The 17,850-nt window shown below is 63.0% G+C and carries 16 protein-coding genes; 8 read left to right on the top strand and 8 right to left on the bottom strand.

All coding sequences use genetic code 11. The features are described 5' to 3' along the window. A complete protein-coding gene (locus tag KUV41_RS04770) occupies positions 1 to 1,584 on the bottom strand; it encodes a peptide MFS transporter (RefSeq protein WP_222483942.1) in 1,584 nt (527 codons plus the stop codon). A gap of 325 nt (positions 1,585 to 1,909) precedes the next feature. On the opposite strand from KUV41_RS04770, the gene KUV41_RS04765 reads away from it, so the two are divergent. The 6 genes from KUV41_RS04765 (at position 1,910) to KUV41_RS04740 (ending at position 9,719) form a co-directional block, all read left to right on the top strand. Next, positions 1,910 to 3,124, top strand: coding sequence for a CaiB/BaiF CoA transferase family protein (locus KUV41_RS04765; RefSeq protein WP_222483941.1), 1,215 nt, complete (start codon positions 1,910 to 1,912; stop codon positions 3,122 to 3,124). Positions 3,125 to 3,426: 302 nt separating this feature from the next. Continuing rightward, the gene (locus tag KUV41_RS04760) at positions 3,427 to 4,413 is read left to right on the top strand and encodes a Bug family tripartite tricarboxylate transporter substrate binding protein (RefSeq protein WP_206943879.1); all 987 of its coding nucleotides are present in this window, start codon (positions 3,427 to 3,429) and stop codon (positions 4,411 to 4,413) included. Beyond that, complete coding sequence (locus KUV41_RS04755) at positions 4,410 to 4,895, top strand: tripartite tricarboxylate transporter TctB family protein (RefSeq protein WP_222483940.1); 486 nt, start codon at positions 4,410 to 4,412, stop codon at positions 4,893 to 4,895. Before KUV41_RS04760 ends, KUV41_RS04755 begins: the two co-directional genes overlap by 4 nt. Before the next feature lies 1 nt (position 4,896). Further along, positions 4,897 to 6,393 carry a tripartite tricarboxylate transporter permease gene (locus KUV41_RS04750; protein WP_206943883.1) on the top strand — a complete coding sequence of 499 codons (1,497 nt, stop codon included), beginning with the start codon at positions 4,897 to 4,899 and terminating at the stop codon, positions 6,391 to 6,393. 123 nt (positions 6,394 to 6,516) lie between these two features. After that, positions 6,517 to 7,854 carry a deoxyguanosinetriphosphate triphosphohydrolase gene (locus KUV41_RS04745; RefSeq protein ID WP_222238945.1) on the top strand — a complete coding sequence of 446 codons (1,338 nt, stop codon included), beginning with the start codon at positions 6,517 to 6,519 and terminating at the stop codon, positions 7,852 to 7,854. 149 nt (positions 7,855 to 8,003) lie between these two features. Then, a complete protein-coding gene (locus KUV41_RS04740; RefSeq protein WP_206943887.1) occupies positions 8,004 to 9,719 on the top strand; it encodes a BCCT family transporter in 1,716 nt (571 codons plus the stop codon). Positions 9,720 to 9,757: 38 nt separating this feature from the next. Here KUV41_RS04740 and KUV41_RS04735 read toward each other — a convergent pair whose 3' ends face one another. After that, positions 9,758 to 10,537, bottom strand: coding sequence for a RimK family alpha-L-glutamate ligase (locus KUV41_RS04735; protein ID WP_206943889.1), 780 nt, complete (start codon positions 10,535 to 10,537; stop codon positions 9,758 to 9,760). A gap of 97 nt (positions 10,538 to 10,634) precedes the next feature. Between KUV41_RS04735 and KUV41_RS04730 the strand changes: the two genes are divergently transcribed. Then, positions 10,635 to 11,465 carry a ribonuclease T2 family protein gene (locus KUV41_RS04730; protein ID WP_222484641.1) on the top strand — a complete coding sequence of 277 codons (831 nt, stop codon included), beginning with the start codon at positions 10,635 to 10,637 and terminating at the stop codon, positions 11,463 to 11,465. A gap of 11 nt (positions 11,466 to 11,476) precedes the next feature. Here the strand turns inward: KUV41_RS04730 and KUV41_RS04725 are convergent, their stop codons facing one another. Continuing rightward, positions 11,477 to 12,394, bottom strand: coding sequence for a nuclease-related domain-containing protein (locus tag KUV41_RS04725; RefSeq protein WP_206943893.1), 918 nt, complete (start codon positions 12,392 to 12,394; stop codon positions 11,477 to 11,479). 142 nt (positions 12,395 to 12,536) lie between these two features. On the opposite strand from KUV41_RS04725, the gene KUV41_RS04720 reads away from it, so the two are divergent. Continuing rightward, positions 12,537 to 13,406: an NAD-dependent protein deacetylase gene (locus tag KUV41_RS04720; RefSeq protein ID WP_222162477.1), complete on the top strand. Its 870-nt coding sequence runs from the start codon at positions 12,537 to 12,539 to the stop codon at positions 13,404 to 13,406. 163 nt (positions 13,407 to 13,569) lie between these two features. Here the strand turns inward: KUV41_RS04720 and KUV41_RS04715 are convergent, their stop codons facing one another. The 5 genes from KUV41_RS04715 to pcnB form a co-directional block, all read right to left on the bottom strand. Next, positions 13,570 to 13,944: a translation initiation factor Sui1 gene (locus KUV41_RS04715; RefSeq protein ID WP_222238941.1), complete on the bottom strand. Its 375-nt coding sequence runs from the start codon at positions 13,942 to 13,944 to the stop codon at positions 13,570 to 13,572. A gap of 8 nt (positions 13,945 to 13,952) precedes the next feature. After that, a complete protein-coding gene (panC, locus tag KUV41_RS04710) occupies positions 13,953 to 14,801 on the bottom strand; it encodes a pantoate--beta-alanine ligase (RefSeq protein ID WP_206943898.1) in 849 nt (282 codons plus the stop codon). A 9-nt stretch (positions 14,802 to 14,810) separates the two neighbouring features. Next, a complete protein-coding gene (panB, locus tag KUV41_RS04705; RefSeq protein ID WP_206943900.1) occupies positions 14,811 to 15,602 on the bottom strand; it encodes a 3-methyl-2-oxobutanoate hydroxymethyltransferase in 792 nt (263 codons plus the stop codon). Positions 15,603 to 15,773: 171 nt separating this feature from the next. Then, the gene (gene folK, locus KUV41_RS04700) at positions 15,774 to 16,292 is read right to left on the bottom strand and encodes a 2-amino-4-hydroxy-6-hydroxymethyldihydropteridine diphosphokinase (protein WP_222483936.1); all 519 of its coding nucleotides are present in this window, start codon (positions 16,290 to 16,292) and stop codon (positions 15,774 to 15,776) included. Between the two features lie 5 nt (positions 16,293 to 16,297). Beyond that, on the bottom strand, positions 16,298 to 17,701 hold the full coding sequence (gene pcnB / locus KUV41_RS04695) for a polynucleotide adenylyltransferase PcnB (RefSeq protein WP_222483935.1): 1,404 nt from the start codon (positions 17,699 to 17,701) through the stop codon (positions 16,298 to 16,300). Positions 17,702 to 17,850 lie beyond the last annotated feature (149 nt).

Genomic DNA, 17,850 nt, shown 5'->3' with positions numbered 1-17,850 from the left:
TCAGACTCCTGTTTTGACGATAGCTTCAGCGTCCGCGCGATGAGCGGACGCCGGATCGATGAGGCGGTGGTGCTTCAGCATGCGCTTGAACACGGGTACGAGCAACAGCAGCACGGCGGCGAAGATGACGAGGGCGATGGCCGAGCGTCCGAACAGCTCGGGTAGCTGCTGGATTTCTTCAGCATTGACGTGGCCGCCGATCAGTCCTGCCACCAGGTTGCCCAGCGCCACACCGGTGAACCACAGCCCCATCAGCTGGCCTTGGGTGCGTTGGGGAGAGAGCCCTGACATGGTCGACAGCCCCACCGGTGACAGGCACAGCTCGCCCAGGGTCAACAGCAGCATGCTGCTGACGATCCACAGGGGAGAGACCAGCCCAGGTCCACTGAGTACCTGCTGTGCAGCCAGCACCATCAGGCCAAAGCCCATGGCTGCCAGCAGCAATCCCAGGACGAACTTCATGGGGCTGCCGGGTTCAAGGTGACGGCGGCCGAGGGCCGGCCACAGCCAGCCGAACACCGGGCCCAGCAGCACGATGAAGACCGGGTTGAGGGACTGGAACCATAGGGTGGGGATGTCCCAGCCCAGCACATTGCGGTCGGTGTAGTTAGCGGCGAACAGGTTGTAAGAGGTGGGCTGCTGCTCGAAGGCCGCCCAGAAGAAGGCCGCGGCCACGATCAGCACGAAGCAGATGGTCACACGGATGCGCTCGTCACGGTTAAGGCCGGAGAACAGCATCAGGTATGCAAAGAACCCTACCGCAGCCACGATCAGGACGCTGGTCATGGCTTCTGCCACGGCGCGGGCATCGATGCTGATCACCCCAGTGGCGACCAGCGCGACCAGGGCGGCAAGGGCGGCCAGACACAGGCTGACGATGGCGCCCACATGCCGGCGTCGCTGGGCAGGAGCGTCCCAGGTGGAGGCCCGGCCACGCTCGGCATCGGCACGTTGCATGGCGGGCACCGCCCACAGGCGAAACAGCAGCAGGGCAATCAGCATGCCGACGCCCCCCATGGCAAAGCCCCAATGCCAGCCCATGGAGTCCATCAGCAGTCCGGTGAACAGCGGGGCAAACAGGCTGCCGATGTTGATGCCCATGTAGAAGATGGCAAAGCCTCCATCCCGGCGCACATCGCTCTCGTCATAGAGGCTGCCGACCATCACCGAGATGCAGGTCTTGAACAGGCCGGTCCCCAGCACGATGAAGATCAGCCCGACAAAGAAGGCAACCGCGCCGAACAGGGCGGACAGGGCGATGGACAGGTGGCCGAAGGCGATCAGGATGGAGCCGTACCAGACGGCACGGCGCTGGCCGAGCCAGTTGTCCGCCAGCCAGCCGCCGGGCAGCGCGGCAAGATAGATGGCGCCACCATAGATGCCCACGATGGCGGCGGCGGTCTTGGCGTCGAAGCCTAGACCGCCGTCAAACAGGGAGGCGGCGATGAACAGTACCAGCATCGGCCGGATGCCGTAGAACGAAAATCGCTCCCACATCTCGGTGAAAAACAGCGGGCCAAGGGCGCGTGGATGCCCAAAGAACCCCTTGTCGGCGTGGGAGCCGGGTGAGTGGGTGGATTGCATGAGACCAGACCTTTTCGGGGTGGGAAGGCGTGCTTACGCCTCTACTTCAAGCGCCTCGAGTCGAGAGGGCATTCGGGAAGATTGCGAGCAATGGACACAATAATGTGCCGATAGTCGTAAGAAATTGCTGTAGATCAGCATAAAGGCAGCGAATTTTAGGGAAATCGTCCCTCGAGGGAAATACCCCAGGCGGTCTGACTGGCGGCGTACCCCCTGTCATCTCAGCGAAAAGGCGTATGTCCAACATGCGGGGTCAGCCACTATATTGTCGAAATGTCGATGTTTCTCGGCAGAGCCCCTTCGCTGAACGGACAGGATGAGCGTCATGGAAGCACCCGTGCAGGACAGTACGCGATTGTCAGGGAGCCTGGCTGGCATCAGGGTCATCGACCTGACACGCGTGATCTCCGGCCCTTTTGCCAGCCAGATGCTGGGGGATCACGGGGCAGAGGTGATCAAGGTGGAAACACCGGGCGAAGGTGATGTGGTGCGCCAGCAGGGCAACATGGTCAACGGCTTCAGCGCCTACTTTGCCCAGTTCAACCGCAACAAGCGCTCCATGACCCTCAACCTGCGCACCGCTGAGGGGCGTCAGGTGCTTGACCGCCTGCTCGCGGATGCCGATGTCCTGGTGGAGAACTTCCGACCAGGGGTGCTGGCGAAGATGGGGCTTGATGATGACACCCTGAGGACACGTTTTCCTCGGCTGGTGGTCGGCCGTATCAATGGATTTGGTTCCACCGGACCCTACCGTGACCGGCCCGCCTATGACTTTGTGGCCCAGGCCATGAGTGGCTTCATGGGCGTCAATGGTGCCGAGGGCGGCGAGCCAATGCGAGCGGCGCCCCCCATCAGTGACATGGTCGCCAGTCTCAACTTGGCCTTCGGTGTCAGCGCCGCACTGGTAAGGCGTGAGCGAACCGGGCAAGGGGAGATTCTGGAAACGGCGCTGACCAATGGCCTGGTGGCAATGCTGGGGTATCTGGCGGCGGAGTTCTTTGCCACGGGCAAGGTCCCGACGCGGACCGGCAATGATCACCCGATGCTCTACCCCTACGGACTGTTCGAGGCTGCCGATGGCGAGGTGGCCATCGCCCCCAGCAGTGAAGTGATGGTGCGCAGGCTGCTGGAAGCCCTGGGACAGCATGCGCTGCTCGAGCAGCCCCGCTTTGCCGACAACCGCCAGCGCATGGCCAATCGCGACGCCCTTCGCGAGATACTCAATGAAGTCACGCGACAGCGCAGCGTGGCGGAGTGGATTGATCATCTCAATGCTGCAGGAGTGCCCTGCGGTCGCGTTCAAGATCTTCGCGAGACCTTCTCCGACCCTCAGATTCTGGATCAGCAGATGCGCCTGGAGCTGGATCAGGGCGAGGCGGGAACGATCGCAACGACCGGCTTCCCGATCAAGATGCGTGAGGCTCCGGCCGCGCTGCAGCGCCCGGCCCCTAAACTGGGCGAGCATACTGCCGAGGTGCTGGCGGAGCTGGGTTTTGACGCAACACAGTGCGAAGACCTGCGCCGTCGTGGCGTTGTCTAGCCTGGCCACGGAGTCGCCATGATCGGGGCCGTCGGCATGATCGGGGCCGTCGGCAGGCGAGCGCGAAAAGGAAAGGCGCTATAGGAAAAACGCGCAAGAACACGCGCAAGTCAACACGCTGCCGTGTAGAAGATGCCGATCCGCTCGGTAGCGGTCATCCGCAACAGCTGTCCAGGTGATGGGAGGACAGCGGCGACCCAGGTACCTGTCGCTTCACCGCAAGCAACGCTGACACCGGTGGCGGTGGCCACCACAACACGACATACCCCAATAATCAACAAATGCTGCAAGGAGCCCTGCTCATGCCATTCTCGCTCAAGCCTCGTATTGGACTGCCGCTGCTCGCGCTGGGTCTTGGTCTGTCCTCGACCGTCAACGCCGTGCCCATCGATGAGTGCATTGCCCCGGCAGACCCCGGCGGTGGCTGGGACTTTACCTGTCGTAGTGTCGGCAAGTTGCTGACCGACCTCGAACTGACGGACGGCACGGTACAAGTCACCAACATGCCGGGCGGTGTCGGTGCCGTGGCCTTCTCGAATGTGGCGGCCAAGCGCGCCGATGACAGTGATTTGATGGTGGCGACCAGCACGGTGGGCATGACTCAGATTGCCCAGGGCCGCTATCCCGGCGGTGCCGAGACCATGCGCTGGCTGGCGATGCTGGGTACCGATGTCGGGGTCATCCTGGTCGATGACGAAAGCGAATACGAAAGCCTCGAACAACTGCTCGAGGCCATCGTGGCGGACCCCTCTTCTGTGGCGGTAGCCGGCTCCAGCGGTGCGGGTGGATGGGACCACATCCGGGCCTTGATGCTGGCCAAGGCAGCGGGGCTGCCTGGGGACCAGGTAGGCGCCCTGCGTTGGGTGCAGTTCGATGGTGGCGGTCCCGCCGTGACCCAGATGATGGGCAACCATGTGGATGTGGTGTCGACAGACCTGGGCGAAGTGGCAGGTTTCATCGAATCGGGTGACGTGCGTGTGCTGGGGGTGCTGTCAGAAGATCCGCTGCCGGCGCCCTTCGACCAGCTGCCCACCGCCGTCAGCCAGGGTTACGACGTGACCGGCTATAACTGGCGCGGTTTCTACACCGGTGGCGACGTCTCCGACGACGACTATGCCAGCATGGTAGAGGACCTCGAAACCCTGTACGCCAGCGACCAATGGAAAGAGGTCGCTGCCCAGAATGGCCTGGTTCCGCTGTGGCGCGGTGGCGATGAGTTCTCCTCCTTCGTGGTCGAGTCCATCGAGCGGGTCGAGGCGATCTCTCGGGAGATCGGGGTTATTCAATGAGTCACACCGATGACCTCGAGCTGAATCATGATCGCCGGCCGGCACCGGTCGGTGATCGTATCGCGGGGGCGGTGTTGCTGCTGCTGGCGCTGGGCGCCTGGTGGCATTCGCACAGCTTCGTCACTGGCTTCATGCAGCCGGTAGGGCCGGGGGCTTTCCCCCGGCTGGTCAGTCTGCCGCTAGGCCTATTGTCGGCGTATCTGCTGTTTCGGCCGGGCTTTAACGAGCGCTGGCCGGACCGTGCTGGGCTTGCACGTCAGCTGGCAGTGTTGCTGTTGCTGGCTGCCTATGCGGGCGTGCTGGAAGCGCTGGGCTTCCTGCCTGCCACGCTGGTCGGTGCCGTCCTGCTGACGCGGCTGTTTGGTGCCCGTTGGCAGCAGGCCATGGTGGCCGGGACCGGACTGGCGGTGGGGCTCTATGTGCTGTTCGAGTTTGGCCTCGGCATGCCGTTGCCGAACGTACCCTGGTGGGGAGCTGCCTGACATGGATACCTTAGCGTTTCTTGCCCAGGGCTTCGCGGTCGCGACTCAGCCGGAATTTCTGCTGCTGGCGCTGATCGGTTGTGCGGTGGGCACCCTGATCGGCGCCTTGCCGGGACTCGGGCCGGTCAACGGGGTGGCCCTGATGATCCCGTTGGCGTTCAACTTCGGACTGGAGCCCACGGCGGCCCTGATCCTGTTGGTCAGCGTCTACTACGGCTGCATGTATGGGGGGCGTATCAGCTCCATCGTGCTCAATATTCCCGGTGACGAGCCGGCCATGATGACGACCCTCGACGGCTATCCCATGGCGCTGAAAGGCCGCGGTGGTGAGGCCCTGGGGCTGTCGGCGGTGGCGTCCTTCGTAGGGGCAACCATCGCCACCATCGGCTTGACTCTGTTCGCCCCGCTGCTGGTCGATCTGGCCATCAAGTTTGGGCCAGCGGAATACTTCGCGCTGTTCCTGCTGGCGTTTGCCACCATCGGCGGCGTGACCAGCGGTAGCTTCACCAAGAGTTTCATTGCTGCGTGCCTGGGGCTGTTGCTGGGCACCGTGGGCATCGATCCGGTGTCCAGCGTCGCCAGATATACCTTTGGTACCTTCGAACTGTATGACGGCATCGATTTCATCGTAGCGCTGGTCGGCCTGTTTGCGATCTCCGAGTGTCTGGTGTTTCTGGAAAAACGCCACGATGCCGACAAGCCTCACGTCCAGCTGGGTTCCGCTTGGCCGGGCATGACGTCGTCGCTGTCCTGCAAGGGCAGCATTGGACGCGGCTCGCTGATCGGCTTCGTGTCGGGGGTGTTGCCCGGAGCCGGTGCCTCCTTGGGTAGCTTTCTCTCCTATATGCTGGAAAAGCGCTGGCTGGGGGCGAAAGGCGATTTCGGCAACGGCGACCCTCGCGGCGTCGCCGCACCGGAAGCCGGCAACAATGCCGCTGCCGGTGGTGCGTTGATTCCGATGCTGTCGCTGGGGATTCCTGGAAGCGGCACCACGGCGATTCTGCTGGCGCTGCTGCTGTCGATGAACATCACCCCGGGGCCGCTGCTGTTCGCGCAGCAGCCGGAGATGGTATGGGGGCTGGTGGCGGCGCTGTTTATCGGCAACATCATGCTGCTGATCCTCAATGTGCCGCTGGTCGGACTGTTTGCTCGTGTGCTGCAGGCGCCCAGCTGGCTTCTGATGCCGATGGTGGTGCTGATCGCCTTCGTGGGCGTCTATTCGCTCAACAATAGTCCCTTCGATCTGTACATGATGCTGGCGTTCGGGGTGCTCGGCTATGTCCTGCGCAAGCTGGAGATACCGACCGTGCCGGTGGTGCTGGGCTTGCTGCTGGGCGGTCAGATGGAGTTCAACCTGCGGCGTGCCATGTCGATCAGCGGTGGCGACTGGAGCATCCTGGTGAACAGCGGGATTTCCATCGGCATCTATGTCTTCGCGGTGACGTTGATCATCGCCGGGGCTGTCTACGCCATGTTACTCCGGCGCCGCCTCAAGTAAGCCAGGAAGGCGCCAGGGCTGATGAGCGGCGGTATGCCCTGGGAAATTGGCTGAGCTCTCGGTGAGCGTGGCCTTGATGAGGGTGCTGGTGTCAGAATGGCGGTTCACAAGGAGGGAGCCGCCATGAAAACCATGAACTGGGAACGCCTGCTGGATCCGGTCCGATTGCACGATCCACGTGGCAGCACCCACGATGAAGTGGGGCGCAGTCCCTTTCACAAGGACCATGACCGGATTGTCTTTGCGGGTTCCTTCCGTCGCCTGGGGCGCAAGACCCAGGTGCACCCGTTGACCGACAACGATCATATTCACACCCGCCTGACGCATTCGCTGGAGGTTGGCTGTGTAGGCCGCTCGCTGGGCATGAGCGTGGGCGAGCTGCTGCGTGATCGCCTGCCTGCATGGATCACCCCAGCGGATCTCGGCGTCATCATCCAGGCGGCGTGCCTGGGCCATGACATCGGCAACCCGCCCTTCGGTCATGCCGGCGAGTATGCCATCCGTGACTGGTTCAAGTGTGCCGAGAACAATGGCAGCGGCTTGCTCGACGGGCTGACGCCGCTGGAGCGTGAAGACCTGCTGACCTACGAAGGCAATGCTCAGGGCTTTCGTATCGTGACCCAGATCGAATACAACCAGTTTCGTGGTGGCATGCGCCTTACCGCGGCGACCCTGGGCACGCTGTTGAAGTACCCATGGACAGTGACCCACGGTGGCCAGGCCGGCAAGTTCGGCTGCTATCAGAGCGAGCTTCCCGCGCTGGCCCAGGTGGCGGAGCACCTGGGCCTGATCCCCCAGGGCGAGCATCGCTGGTGCCGTCATCCCCTGGCCTGGCTGGTAGAGGCGGCAGACGACATCTGCTACGCCTTGCTGGATCTCGAGGACGGGGTGGAGATGGACATCCTGGACTTTGACGAGGTGGCGGAAATTCTCACCCAGATTGCCGGGGGAGAGCCAGCGGACTATGCCGAGATGTGTCGCAATGGCGTGTCTCAGCGACGCCGTATCGCGGCGCTGCGGGGGGCGGCCATGGAGCGGGCCGTCACCGATGTTGGCAAGGTCTTCGTCGAACACGAGCAGGAACTGCTGTCAGGCACGCTGCAGCAAGACCTGTTGGAGCTGTGCCACCCGGACCTTGACTGGGGGGTGAAGCTGGCCAAGCAGCTGGCGCGCAAGCGGATTTTCCAGAACACGCGCAAGGCCAAGCTGGAAATCGGCGCCTACACGACGTTGGGCATCCTGCTGGAGGCCTTTATCGGTGCGGCGCATGAGCTGCATCACACCGGGCATTCGAGCTTCAAGCATCAGCGGGTACTGGCGTTGATCGGCGAGAATACGCCGCTGCCGTCCTGGTCCTTGTATGACAGCTACCGTCGTATGCTGGACTTTATCGGCGGCATGACCGATCACTACGCGGTAGACCTGGCCCAGGAGATGGGCGGCAAGCTGCGCGGGGATTAGGCAGGCCTGCTCAGCGGCTTGCTGTCGGTGCAGGGCACAGCGGCGTTGACGCAAGCGCAGGTAGCGTGGGCCACCGGAGGTATCGGCACGGTGGCGCCACGGGGTTTTCTCGTATACTGAGGGGGAAAAACATAACAAGGGATTGATTTGTGAAAACGCAGACGCCCCCCCAGAGCGATCATGGCTTTGACGTGATCGACAAACCGACCTTCTTCGGTTCGCTGTTCCTTCTTCTTGCCGTCACTGTGCCCCTGGTGATCTTCCCTGAGCAGGGCGCCACCTGGGTGCTGGCGGCCAAGAACTTCATTACCAATGAACTTGGCGTGCTCTATCTGGCGCTCGGGCTGGGCGCGAGCGGCTTCATGCTGTTTATCGTGTTCAGCGATATTGGGCAGATCAAGCTCGGGGACCCTGAAGAACAACCCGAGTTTTCGACAATATCCTGGGCCGCGATGCTGTTCTGTGCCGGGATCGGAGCCTCGATCCTGTACTGGTCGATGATCGAGTGGATCTACTACTACCAGGCGCCACCGTTTCACGCCGAGCCGCTGTCGCCGGATGCCGCTCGATGGGCGGCGGCCTACGGCATTTTTCACTGGGGCCCGGTGGCGTGGTCAATCTATCTGATTCCGGCCATCCCGATCGCCTACTTCTACTATGTGCGCAATCACAGCGTGCTCAAGATCAGCGAGGCCCTGATGCCCGTGCTGGGTGAGAGTCGCGCCCATCGCTGGCCAGGCAAATTGATCGATGTGCTGTTCGTGTTTGGCATGCTCGGCGGCGGGGCCACCACGCTGGGCTTGGCGGCCCCGCTGATCAATGAAGGGCTGTATGAGCTGTTTGGTGTACCCAAGACCCTGGCCGCGCGTATCTTCGTACTGATGCTGTGCACCGCGATCTTTGGCTACAGCGCCTTTGTGGGGCTCAAGAAGGGGATCAAGGTGCTCTCCGACATCAACTTCTGGTTGGCCACCGGGCTGCTGGTCTTCGTCTTCGTCGTGGGGCCCACCGAGTTCATGGCCAGCACCGGATTGGACGCCTTGGGGCGGGTTCTCAGCAACCTGGTGCACATGGGCACCTGGACCGAGCCCTTTGCGCGATTCGAGAATTTCCAGTCCACTCACTTCCCCCAGGACTGGACCATCTTCTACTGGGCCTGGTGGCTGGTGTTTGCGCCCAGCGTGGGGCTGTTCATTGCGCGTATCTCGCGTGGGCGGACCATTCGCTCCATGGTGGCGGGATCGATCTTCTTCGGCTCCCTCGGCTGTGCCCTGTTCTTTATCGTGCTCGGCAACTACGGCCTCTACCTGCACCTCTCCGGAACCCTGGACCTGGTCACCATCCTCAACGAAGAGAGCGCCACGGCGGCCATCTTTGCCACCCTGTCGACCCTGCCGCTGAGCTATCTGGTGATTTTCGCCTTCACCTTGCTGGCCCTGATCTTCACGGCCACCACCTTCGACTCCATTTCCTACATCCTGGCAGCAGTGGTGCAGAAGGAGGTCGATGAAGAGCCGATGCGATGGAACCGACTGTTCTGGGCCTTCGCGCTGTCGTTCATGCCCGCGGTACTGATGTTCATCGGAGGCCTGGAGACCCTGCAGACAGCATCCGTCGTGGGTGGGGTGCCGTTGCTGCTGGTGGCGCTGCTGCTGTGTATCTCGACGGTGCGAGCGGCGCACTACGACCTGCGCTATCAGCCTGACTATACCGACAAGGAAATCTATATCGAGGAGTTCCCGGAGGATGACCCCTGGACCGAGGAAGGCACCTGGGAGCTTCCGGAAGGTGAACATCATGGCGTCAGCCATGATGATCGTCCCCATGTGGAGGGTGACCCCGGCAGTCATCCTTCTCGCCTGTAGTGGACGCGGCGCGGCGGCCCTTGTTGCGAGGGTCGTCGTCAGGCTGCCTGCGGCAGTGAGGGGGCGCCCAGATGCTCGAGAATGGCGGTTGGGACGGTGGTTTCAGGCGCGTCGATGCCCTGATTTCCGAACAGTCGGTTGAATTCGAGTACCATGGGGCGCCCCTCGACCATGGCAATGTCGAAGCCCGCGTGGTCGATGCCCAGCCGTGACGACAGGCGCTTTACCAGCGCTAGCGCCGCATCGGGCACTGGGTCGTGGCGGATTTCTCCACCTTGCGCCACATTGGTGCGAAAGTCATCCAGCGGACTCTGGCGCCAGTAGGCGGCCAGAATACGCTTCCCTACCACCACGATACGCAGGTCCCGGTCGATCGGCAGATAGCGTTGGGCGTAGAGCAGGTTCTCACTGGACAGATAGTCGATCAGCGCTTGCCGAGAGCGAATCAGACACACACCCTGCCCCATGGCACTGCGCACCCGCTTGGCCACAAAGGGGTAGCCAAAGCGTGCCTCCACGTCGTGTATCGCCTGGGAATTGACGCCCAGGATGGCAGTGTCTGGCGTCGCTTCCGGACAGCAGGCGCGGAAGGCGCGCGTCTGCTCTATCTTGTCATGGCCCAGGTGATAGGTTGCCAGGCTAGGGAAGACTCGTTGGCCAAGGCCATAGGCCAGGGCGTTGATCTGCCAGTACTCGGGGAACAGCAGGGCGTCAGCTTCCGCCAATTCCTGGCGGTGCTCGTCCATGTGGTCAGGCTTGATATAGCGCGCCTGCGAGATCCCCAGGCTCCGTAACGGATCAAAGGTGATCAGCTTCATGAAACAGTTATCCAGAAAGACAACAGAGTGGAAATATCGAGGGCGCGCACCTTGCCAACTGTGGCGCACCTTTGCAAGTCGCCTGCGGGGAGCTCGGATGACCTACGCGACGGTGGTGGCCGACAAGCCAGGTCAGCGCTTGGCTCTGGCCCTGGCGCTGGCCTTGGCCCTGGCAATGTTGGGGAGCACGGTCGAGGCCCACGACGCGGAGGAGCAGCGCGCAGCGCTGCTGGATCTGGAGCAACCGCATTTTGACCATTATGTCCTGGCCTTGACCTGGCATCCCGGCTTTTGCGGCAGCCGTCGTCAGCCGCCGCGGGAATGTCGTGACCCCGCGTTGCTGGCGGGTACCGATGAGGGCTTTGTCTTGCACGGGCTATGGCCGTCTCGCCCAGATCGCTGGATCGCCCAGGGACTGAGTACGCAGGAATGGCAGCGGCAAGGGTGTTTCATCGAGCGTCCGAGACCGGCGGGAGACTTCTGTCAGGCGGGCCCCGCGATTTCACTGTCCGACAGTGCCCTGGAGCAGGAGCTGACGGCCGCCATGCCTGGTAGTGCCAGCTGTCTGGATCGCTACGAATACGCCAAGCACGGAGCCTGCATGGGGATGACGGATGACCAGTACTTTGATGGCTCGCTGGCCCTGGTGGAGATCGTCAACGACAGTGCGCTGGGAGCATTCGTGCGAGCACAGCGAGGCCGTACCGTGGCACGCCGCGATCTGATCGCTGCCTTCGAGGAAAGCTTTGGTCGGGGGAGCGGCCGTGCACTGGCGCTGGTGTGTGGTGGGCCAGGCAATCGCCTGCTGACGGAAATACGCGTCGGCATCGAGGCCGAGCACGTCGACGACTTCCCTGCCAGGCACAGCCTCGCGTCGGTGGCCTTCGGGCGTTGCCCGGCCCGCATCGAGCTGCGCCGCAACAGCTAGCGTTGCTCCGGTTAGACAGAGGGGCCTTCCAGATGGCTCAGCTCTCGCGTCAGGGCACGTTTCTGGAGGGCATCGATCACCCGGTCGTGGAGGACGGGGTCCATGGCCGTGTTAGCGGGGCGGGCGTCGGTCAGATGGGCTGCCAGGCCTTCGCCGCTGACGACCTGGAGATCATCTGCGCTCACTTCACGCTCGATCTTCCAGCCTGGCAGCGCCAGGATCCCCTGTACCGGCACGGGCTGTCCCAGCTCACGGCACAGCCAGGATGCCACCCAGCGCGTGGCTTGCCGAGCCTTGCGCTGCGGACGGCGCTCTAGCCAGCCGGGGAAGCGCAGGCGCTCGTGCTCTACCACGACGGTATCCTGAACGTCGCCCGATGGACTGATACCCGGCGTACGTGCGCGCGTCTCGACCACGAAGACGCCGTAGGGAGTGATCGCGATATGGTCGATCAGAAAGGTGTCGGCCGGCACATCATGGAAGACGAAAAAGGGGTGAGCTTCAGGCCGGATAAGGCGTTCCAGCTCCTGCCCGACCGCCAGCTCACACGCCAGACCGAGCTTGATCCGGCGAATGCGTTGATAGTCACGCATCAAACGGAAACTGAATACGATGGCAAGCAGGGTGCACAGCACGCCGTAGAAGGCCCATTCCAGCCAGTTCTGGTGGCGTGAAAACAGCATGCGGCCCATGCCGTAGACGAGCGGAGTCAGCACCAGCACCGGCCCCAGGGCCGCATTCAAGAATAGACTGGCGAAGGCTCTGTCGAGGCGATCGCGCAGCAGCTGCCCTGGCTCTCGCAGGGGGTGTGCATCAAACGGGGAATGCACGCGCGGATCGTGCAAGCTGCGCAGTGCCACCACCACCGTCGCGGCGGCGGCCAGTGGAAACAGAAAGAACAGTGGCAGCAGGTAATCCAGCCAGGCCATCGGCACTCCTTGCCCGTAGCAGAATGTTGTCCATTGTAGACAATGAAGGGGCATCCGGGCCATGCGACCCTTGGACATGTAAACTGGTGGCGCCGGATAGCCAGGCAGATCCGGCCTTTGTTGTCTCTGATGAGGAGCCATCATGCCGGACGCTATCCGCCCGACATTGCTGCCAGCAGCTTTATCACCCAGCGCCCTGGTCGACTTCTGTCACCGTCATCGGCGCATTGCCGTGCTCAGTGGTGCGGGTATCAGCACGCCCAGCGGGATCCCCGACTATCGCGATGCCAAGGGGGACTGGAAACGCTCCCCGCCGATCGATCATCGTGACTTCATGGCCCACCATGGCGCAAGGCAGCGGTACTGGGCGCGGGCGCTGATCGGTTTTCGCGTGCTCAACGACGCCAAGCCTAACCTCGCCCATCGTGCCCTGGCCGAACTGGAGCGGCTCGGCAAGGTGTCCGGCATCATCACCCAGAACGTCGATGGCCTGCATCAGCGCAGTGGCTCCCGGCGTGTGATCGACCTGCATGGCCGCGCCGATCAGGTAGTCTGCATGCAGTGTGGTGCCCGCCAGATGCGGCATGCACTGCATACTGAGCTGGCGCGCCGTAACCCTGACTGGACCTTCGACCACTCCGGGATCGCGGCCGCCCCTGACGGAGATGCGGATCTGGAAGCCGACTTTTCACGCTTCGATGTGCCTGCCTGTGGGCGCTGCGGTGACGGTATCTGGAAGCCAGACGTCGTGTTCTTCGGTGACAATGTGCCTGCGGCTGTTGTGGCTGACGCCCGTGCCCTGCTCGATGACAGCGACGCCTTGCTGGTGGTGGGGTCGTCGCTGATGGTGTTTTCTGGTTTTCGCTTCGTGCGCGAGAGCGTCAAGGCCGGAAAGCCCGTCGCCTGCATCAACCTGGGCAAGACCCGTGCCGATGACCTGTTTACCCTGAAGCTTGATGGGGCCGTCGATCAGGTATTGCCGGCATTGGCAAGCCAGCTGGGTTCTGGCTAGCCGCGGTCTGGTTTTCAGGGCTGTGGTCACCAGGGCTCAGGCTATCAGGGCTTAGGCTATCAGGGCTGTCGCCAGCAGCGTGGTGCATCGTCAGAGGGGCGCCCAGGCTGCCACCTCTTTCTGCCTCTGCTCGCGGCTACCTCTCGCCGCGCGCCAGGGGCCCTTAGCCACCGGCCAGCTTGACCTTGAAGCCTTTTTTCTCGAGGGCTTCCTTCAGCACCTGACGATGATCGCCCTGGATCTCGATGATGCCATCCTTCAGGGCGCCCCCGGTACCGCAGCGCTTCTTCAGCTCCTTGGCCAGTGCCTTCAGTTCCTTTTCGGCCAGTGGCACACCGCTGATGGTGGTGACGCCCTTGCCCTTGCGACCGCTGGTTTCCCGGCGGATGCGCACGATCCCGTCCAGCTCTTCAAGGCGTGCCTGGTCAGCGATCTCATCACAGCGGCAAGCCTCCTTGGGCGCTCGACACTGGGGACAGATATCACCGTGCTCGGTGGAATAGACGAGCGATCCAAGTTGGTCCTTGAGCGATGGCATATGGACTCCTAGCGCGGCAGTGTCACAAACAGGTTGTCGATCAAGCGTGTGGCGCCGAGCCGAGCGGCCACCAGCAGAACGGCCTCGCGGGTATCGGCAGCCACGTGACCCAGATCACGACGGCGTAGCTCCAGATAGTCGGGCCTGAAGCCCAGTGACTCAAGGCGAGTCTTGCCGTGTTGCAGGGTGCGAGCGACGTCTTCGCCCTGCTGCAGCGCCTGTTTCAGCTGCACCAGAGTGCCCTGCAGCTCAGCCGCGGTGGCGTGCTCGGCAGCGCTGAGATAACCATTTCGCGAAGACATCGCGAGGCCCGACGCCTCGCGTACGGTGGGGACGGCGACAATCTCGATGGGCAGGTGGAGATCGCTAACCATGCGCTGGATCACCGCGAGCTGCTGATAATCCTTCTCGCCGAAGCAGGCGACATCGGGCTGGACGATGTGAAACAGCATGCTGACCACGGTCGATACGCCGTCGAAGTGCCCGGGGCGGGAACCTCCGCACAGACCTTCGCTGACCCCGGGTACGCGAACCAGCGTCTGGCCTTCGAGTCCCTCGGGATACATGATCGCCGGCGTCGGGGTGAACACCATATCGCAGCCCGCCGCTTCCAGCTTGGCCAGATCGGCTTCCATGGTGCGCGGGTAGTTGTCCAGGTCCTCACTCGGGCCGAACTGCAGCGGGTTGACGAAGATCGAGGCGACGACCAGGTCACAGCGCTCTCGCGCTGCCTCGACCAGGGCCAGGTGGCCTTGATGCAGGTTGCCCATGGTCGGTACCAGGCCGATTCTGGCACCGGCCAAGCGATGAGGTCGCAGCGCCTCGCGCAGGTCCGCGATGGCGGGGTGGACGTGCATGCTACTCTCCTAGAAACAGTGCTCTGCAGCGGGGAATTCGCGGCTGAGCACCGCTTCGTGGTAGCGCCGGAAGGCACCCTCGATATCTTCAGCCTCGGCCAGGAAGTTCTTGACGAAGCGCGGCGTGCGCCCGTGAGTGACCCCGAGGATATCGTGCATCACCAGGATCTGGCCGTCGGTGTCTGGGCCCGCGCCTATACCGATAACCGGGACCTCCAGGGCCTCGCTGACCGCGCGGCCCAGGCTGGCTGGCACGCATTCGAGCAGAATGACGGAAGCGCCGGCGTCGACCAACAGACGCGCGTCTTCCAGAATACGGGTGGCGGCTTCTGCTTCGCGGCCTTGAACCTTGTACCCGCCCAGTTGGTGCACGGTTTGCGGAGTGAGGCCGAGATGGGCGCATACCGGCACGCCACGTCGGGTCAGCTCGCGGATATCGTCCGCCATCCAACCCTCGCCCTCGACCTTGACCAGCTCTGCACCGGCGCGCATCAGCGCGGCGGCATTGTCGAGCAGGCGCTCGCGGCTCGGATTGCCCATGAACGGTAGGTCGACCATCAGCAGGCTGTCACCCTTGCCGCGTGCGACGCAGCGAGTGTGGTAGAGGATGTCGTCCATGGTGACGGGCAGGGTACTGTCGTGTCCCTGCAGTACCATGCCCAGGGAATCCCCGACCAGCAGCACGTCGATACCGGCGCGGCCGGCGCTGGCGGCGAAGGACGCATCGTAGGCGGTCAGGCAGCTGAAGGGTTCACCGGCGCGCTTGCGAGCCTTCAGCGAGCTCAGGGTGACAGAAGTCATGGCGTGTTCTCGTGTTGGCAACAGGGCGTGCATCGTGGCCGCCCCTGAGTGATTACCGCGGATTGTTACCGATGGGTGAATCTGTGTCGATAGGTAACATTGACCAAGCGGGGGAGAGTCTTCAACTGTGTCTTTGTGAACCGGCTTCACCTGTGTCTTGGTGAACCGGCGTCAACCGTCTACCGGTGAAGCCGTCAGCAGTTGCAGGTCGCCGCGGTGCAGAGCCTCCTCCATCTGCTGAGCAAGGCTGTCGAGGGCCCGCCCATCTGCCAGGGACAGCGCGGGATCGAGTTCGGCCAGCGGCAGGACGACAAAGGCACGGTGGGCGAGCTCTGGGTGGGGCAATGTCAGCCGCGGGAGGGCAAGCGTGATGTTCGCCATCCACAATAGATCCAGGTCCAGCGTGCGAGGACCCCAGTGGCGCTCTCTTCTGCGTCGATGGCGCTGTTCCAGCGCTTGCAGTTGATCCAGCAGTGCCAGCGGCGACAGCGCGGTCTCAAGCGTAGCAACGGCGTTGACGAAATCCGGCTGATCCTGGGGGCCGACAGGCCGGCTGGCGTACAGGCGCGAGGCCGCCACGCGCCGGGTAAGCGGCAGGCCGTCGAGTTCAGCCAGTGCTGTCTCAACCTGCCTGCGCGGGTTTTCCAGGTTGCTGCCGAGGCCGATATGAGCGATGAAGCGTGCTGCCATCGGGCTCACTCATCCGAAGAAGGCGGGGTGCTGCGCGGCTTGCGACGGCGACGTCTGCGCTTGCGCGGTGCTGCGGTGCCAGCAGGGTCGGCTCCCACCTTGCCAAGCAGTCGGCGTTGTTCGTGCTCGTCGGCCTCCTGGAAGGCCGTCCACCAGTCACCCAGGCCCGGTGCGATCTCACCCGCGGCCTCGCGCAGCAGCAGGAAGTCGTAGGCCGCACGAAAGCGTGGGTGGTCGCGGGTCTGAAAGGCACGCTTGCCGCGACGCATGGGCAGCCGTTGCTGCAGATCCCAGATGTCTCGCATGGGCATGCTGAAGCGCTTGGGCAGGGACACATGCTGAAGCTCGCGGCTGATGACTTGCTGGGCAGCGGCCTGCAAGGCGGGCACGGGCGGCATGCCTTCGGCTTCAAGGTCTCGCTGGCGGCAGTGAACCGGCCCCCACATAAAGGCAGCGAGCAGGAAGGCGGGCGTGACGGGACGGTCATCGCGAATGCGGCGGTCGGTACTTTCCAGTGCCTGTTCGATCAGCGCCTCAGCCCAAGGCAGCTCTTCCATGCACTCATCGGCCTCGGGGAACAGCATGGCGAACAGGCCGTAATCTCGAAGTAGCCGGAAGGTAGCGAGCCCCTCTCCTGAGAGGAACAGCTTCAAGATCTCGTCGAACAGGCGCGCGGGCGGAATCTGCAGCAACAGCGGTGCCATCTCGGCGATGGGCGCTTCGGTGTCCGGCGCGATATCGAAGTCGAGCTTTGCCGCGAAGCGAATGGCGCGCAGCATGCGCACCGGATCTTCACGGTAGCGTGTTTCGGGGTCGCCAATCAGGCGCAGCGTGCGCGAGGCGATGTCATCGACGCCGCCGGCAAAGTCATGCAGCGTGAAGTCGGCAATGTTGTAGTACAGCGCGTTCACGGTGAAGTCGCGGCGCAGGGCGTCTTCCTCGATATTGCCCCACACATTATCGCGCAACAGCAGACCATCATCGGATTGTGAGGCGAGGTGGTCGCCATGGTCATCACGCGGCTTGCCACGGAACGTGGTGACTTCGATGACCTCACGGCCAAATCGCACATGCACGATGCGAAAGCGGCGTCCGATGATGCGTGAGTTGCGAAACAGCTGCTTCACCTGCTCGGGAGTGGCATCGGTGGCGACGTCGAAGTCCTTGGGGTCGATGCCCAACAAGGAGTCACGCAGACAGCCACCTACCAGGTAGGCTTCATAGCCTGCGTTGTGCAACCGGTACAGTACCTTGAGGGAGGCTTCGCTGAACTGGCGACGGGACACGGGGTGTTCGTCACGAGTGAGTACGCGTGGCATCGGCGGTCCTGCGACGGCTTCCTGAGCTCCAAACAGGGACTTCAAGTGTTCTCCTGGGCTCTGCAGAAAGCGGGTAAATCCTTTGATCATGCGGCGATATGGACTCGCGGGGGTCTGAAAGGTGTTGAGTGTAGCGGACGCTTTCTGCCTTGCAAAGCGCGGTCGCCTCAACGTCATGAGTCAGCCATAAGGGGCTGGCGCCGAAGTGGGCTGCCCAGCAGGCATGACGGTGGTGATTG

This window comes from Halomonas sp. DP8Y7-1 (genome assembly GCF_019801685.1).
GTDB lineage: Bacteria > Pseudomonadota > Gammaproteobacteria > Pseudomonadales > Halomonadaceae > Halomonas > Halomonas litopenaei_A.
Note: the sequence above shows the minus strand (reverse complement) of the source record. Positions and strands in the feature narration are given on the sequence as shown.

Coding starts and splice junctions, on each gene's coding strand:
- folK (WP_222483936.1), bottom strand. CDS start 16,292: ATGGCAGCACGCTTCATCGCTCATATCGGCCTCGGCAGCAACCTGGAA.
- KUV41_RS04730 (WP_222484641.1), top strand. CDS start 10,635: ATGACCTACGCGACGGTGGTGGCCGACAAGCCAGGTCAGCGCTTGGCT.
- panC (WP_206943898.1), bottom strand. CDS start 14,801: ATGCACGTCCACCCCGCCATCGCGGACCTGCGCGAGGCGCTGCGACCT.
- KUV41_RS04715 (WP_222238941.1), bottom strand. CDS start 13,944: ATGCCATCGCTCAAGGACCAACTTGGATCGCTCGTCTATTCCACCGAG.
- pcnB (WP_222483935.1), bottom strand. CDS start 17,701: ATGATCAAAGGATTTACCCGCTTTCTGCAGAGCCCAGGAGAACACTTG.
- KUV41_RS04770 (WP_222483942.1), bottom strand. CDS start 1,584: ATGCAATCCACCCACTCACCCGGCTCCCACGCCGACAAGGGGTTCTTT.
- KUV41_RS04750 (WP_206943883.1), top strand. CDS start 4,897: ATGGATACCTTAGCGTTTCTTGCCCAGGGCTTCGCGGTCGCGACTCAG.
- KUV41_RS04745 (WP_222238945.1), top strand. CDS start 6,517: ATGAAAACCATGAACTGGGAACGCCTGCTGGATCCGGTCCGATTGCAC.
- KUV41_RS04735 (WP_206943889.1), bottom strand. CDS start 10,537: ATGAAGCTGATCACCTTTGATCCGTTACGGAGCCTGGGGATCTCGCAG.
- KUV41_RS04760 (WP_206943879.1), top strand. CDS start 3,427: ATGCCATTCTCGCTCAAGCCTCGTATTGGACTGCCGCTGCTCGCGCTG.
- KUV41_RS04755 (WP_222483940.1), top strand. CDS start 4,410: ATGAGTCACACCGATGACCTCGAGCTGAATCATGATCGCCGGCCGGCA.
- KUV41_RS04765 (WP_222483941.1), top strand. CDS start 1,910: ATGGAAGCACCCGTGCAGGACAGTACGCGATTGTCAGGGAGCCTGGCT.
- panB (WP_206943900.1), bottom strand. CDS start 15,602: ATGACTTCTGTCACCCTGAGCTCGCTGAAGGCTCGCAAGCGCGCCGGT.
- KUV41_RS04725 (WP_206943893.1), bottom strand. CDS start 12,394: ATGGCCTGGCTGGATTACCTGCTGCCACTGTTCTTTCTGTTTCCACTG.
- KUV41_RS04720 (WP_222162477.1), top strand. CDS start 12,537: ATGCCGGACGCTATCCGCCCGACATTGCTGCCAGCAGCTTTATCACCC.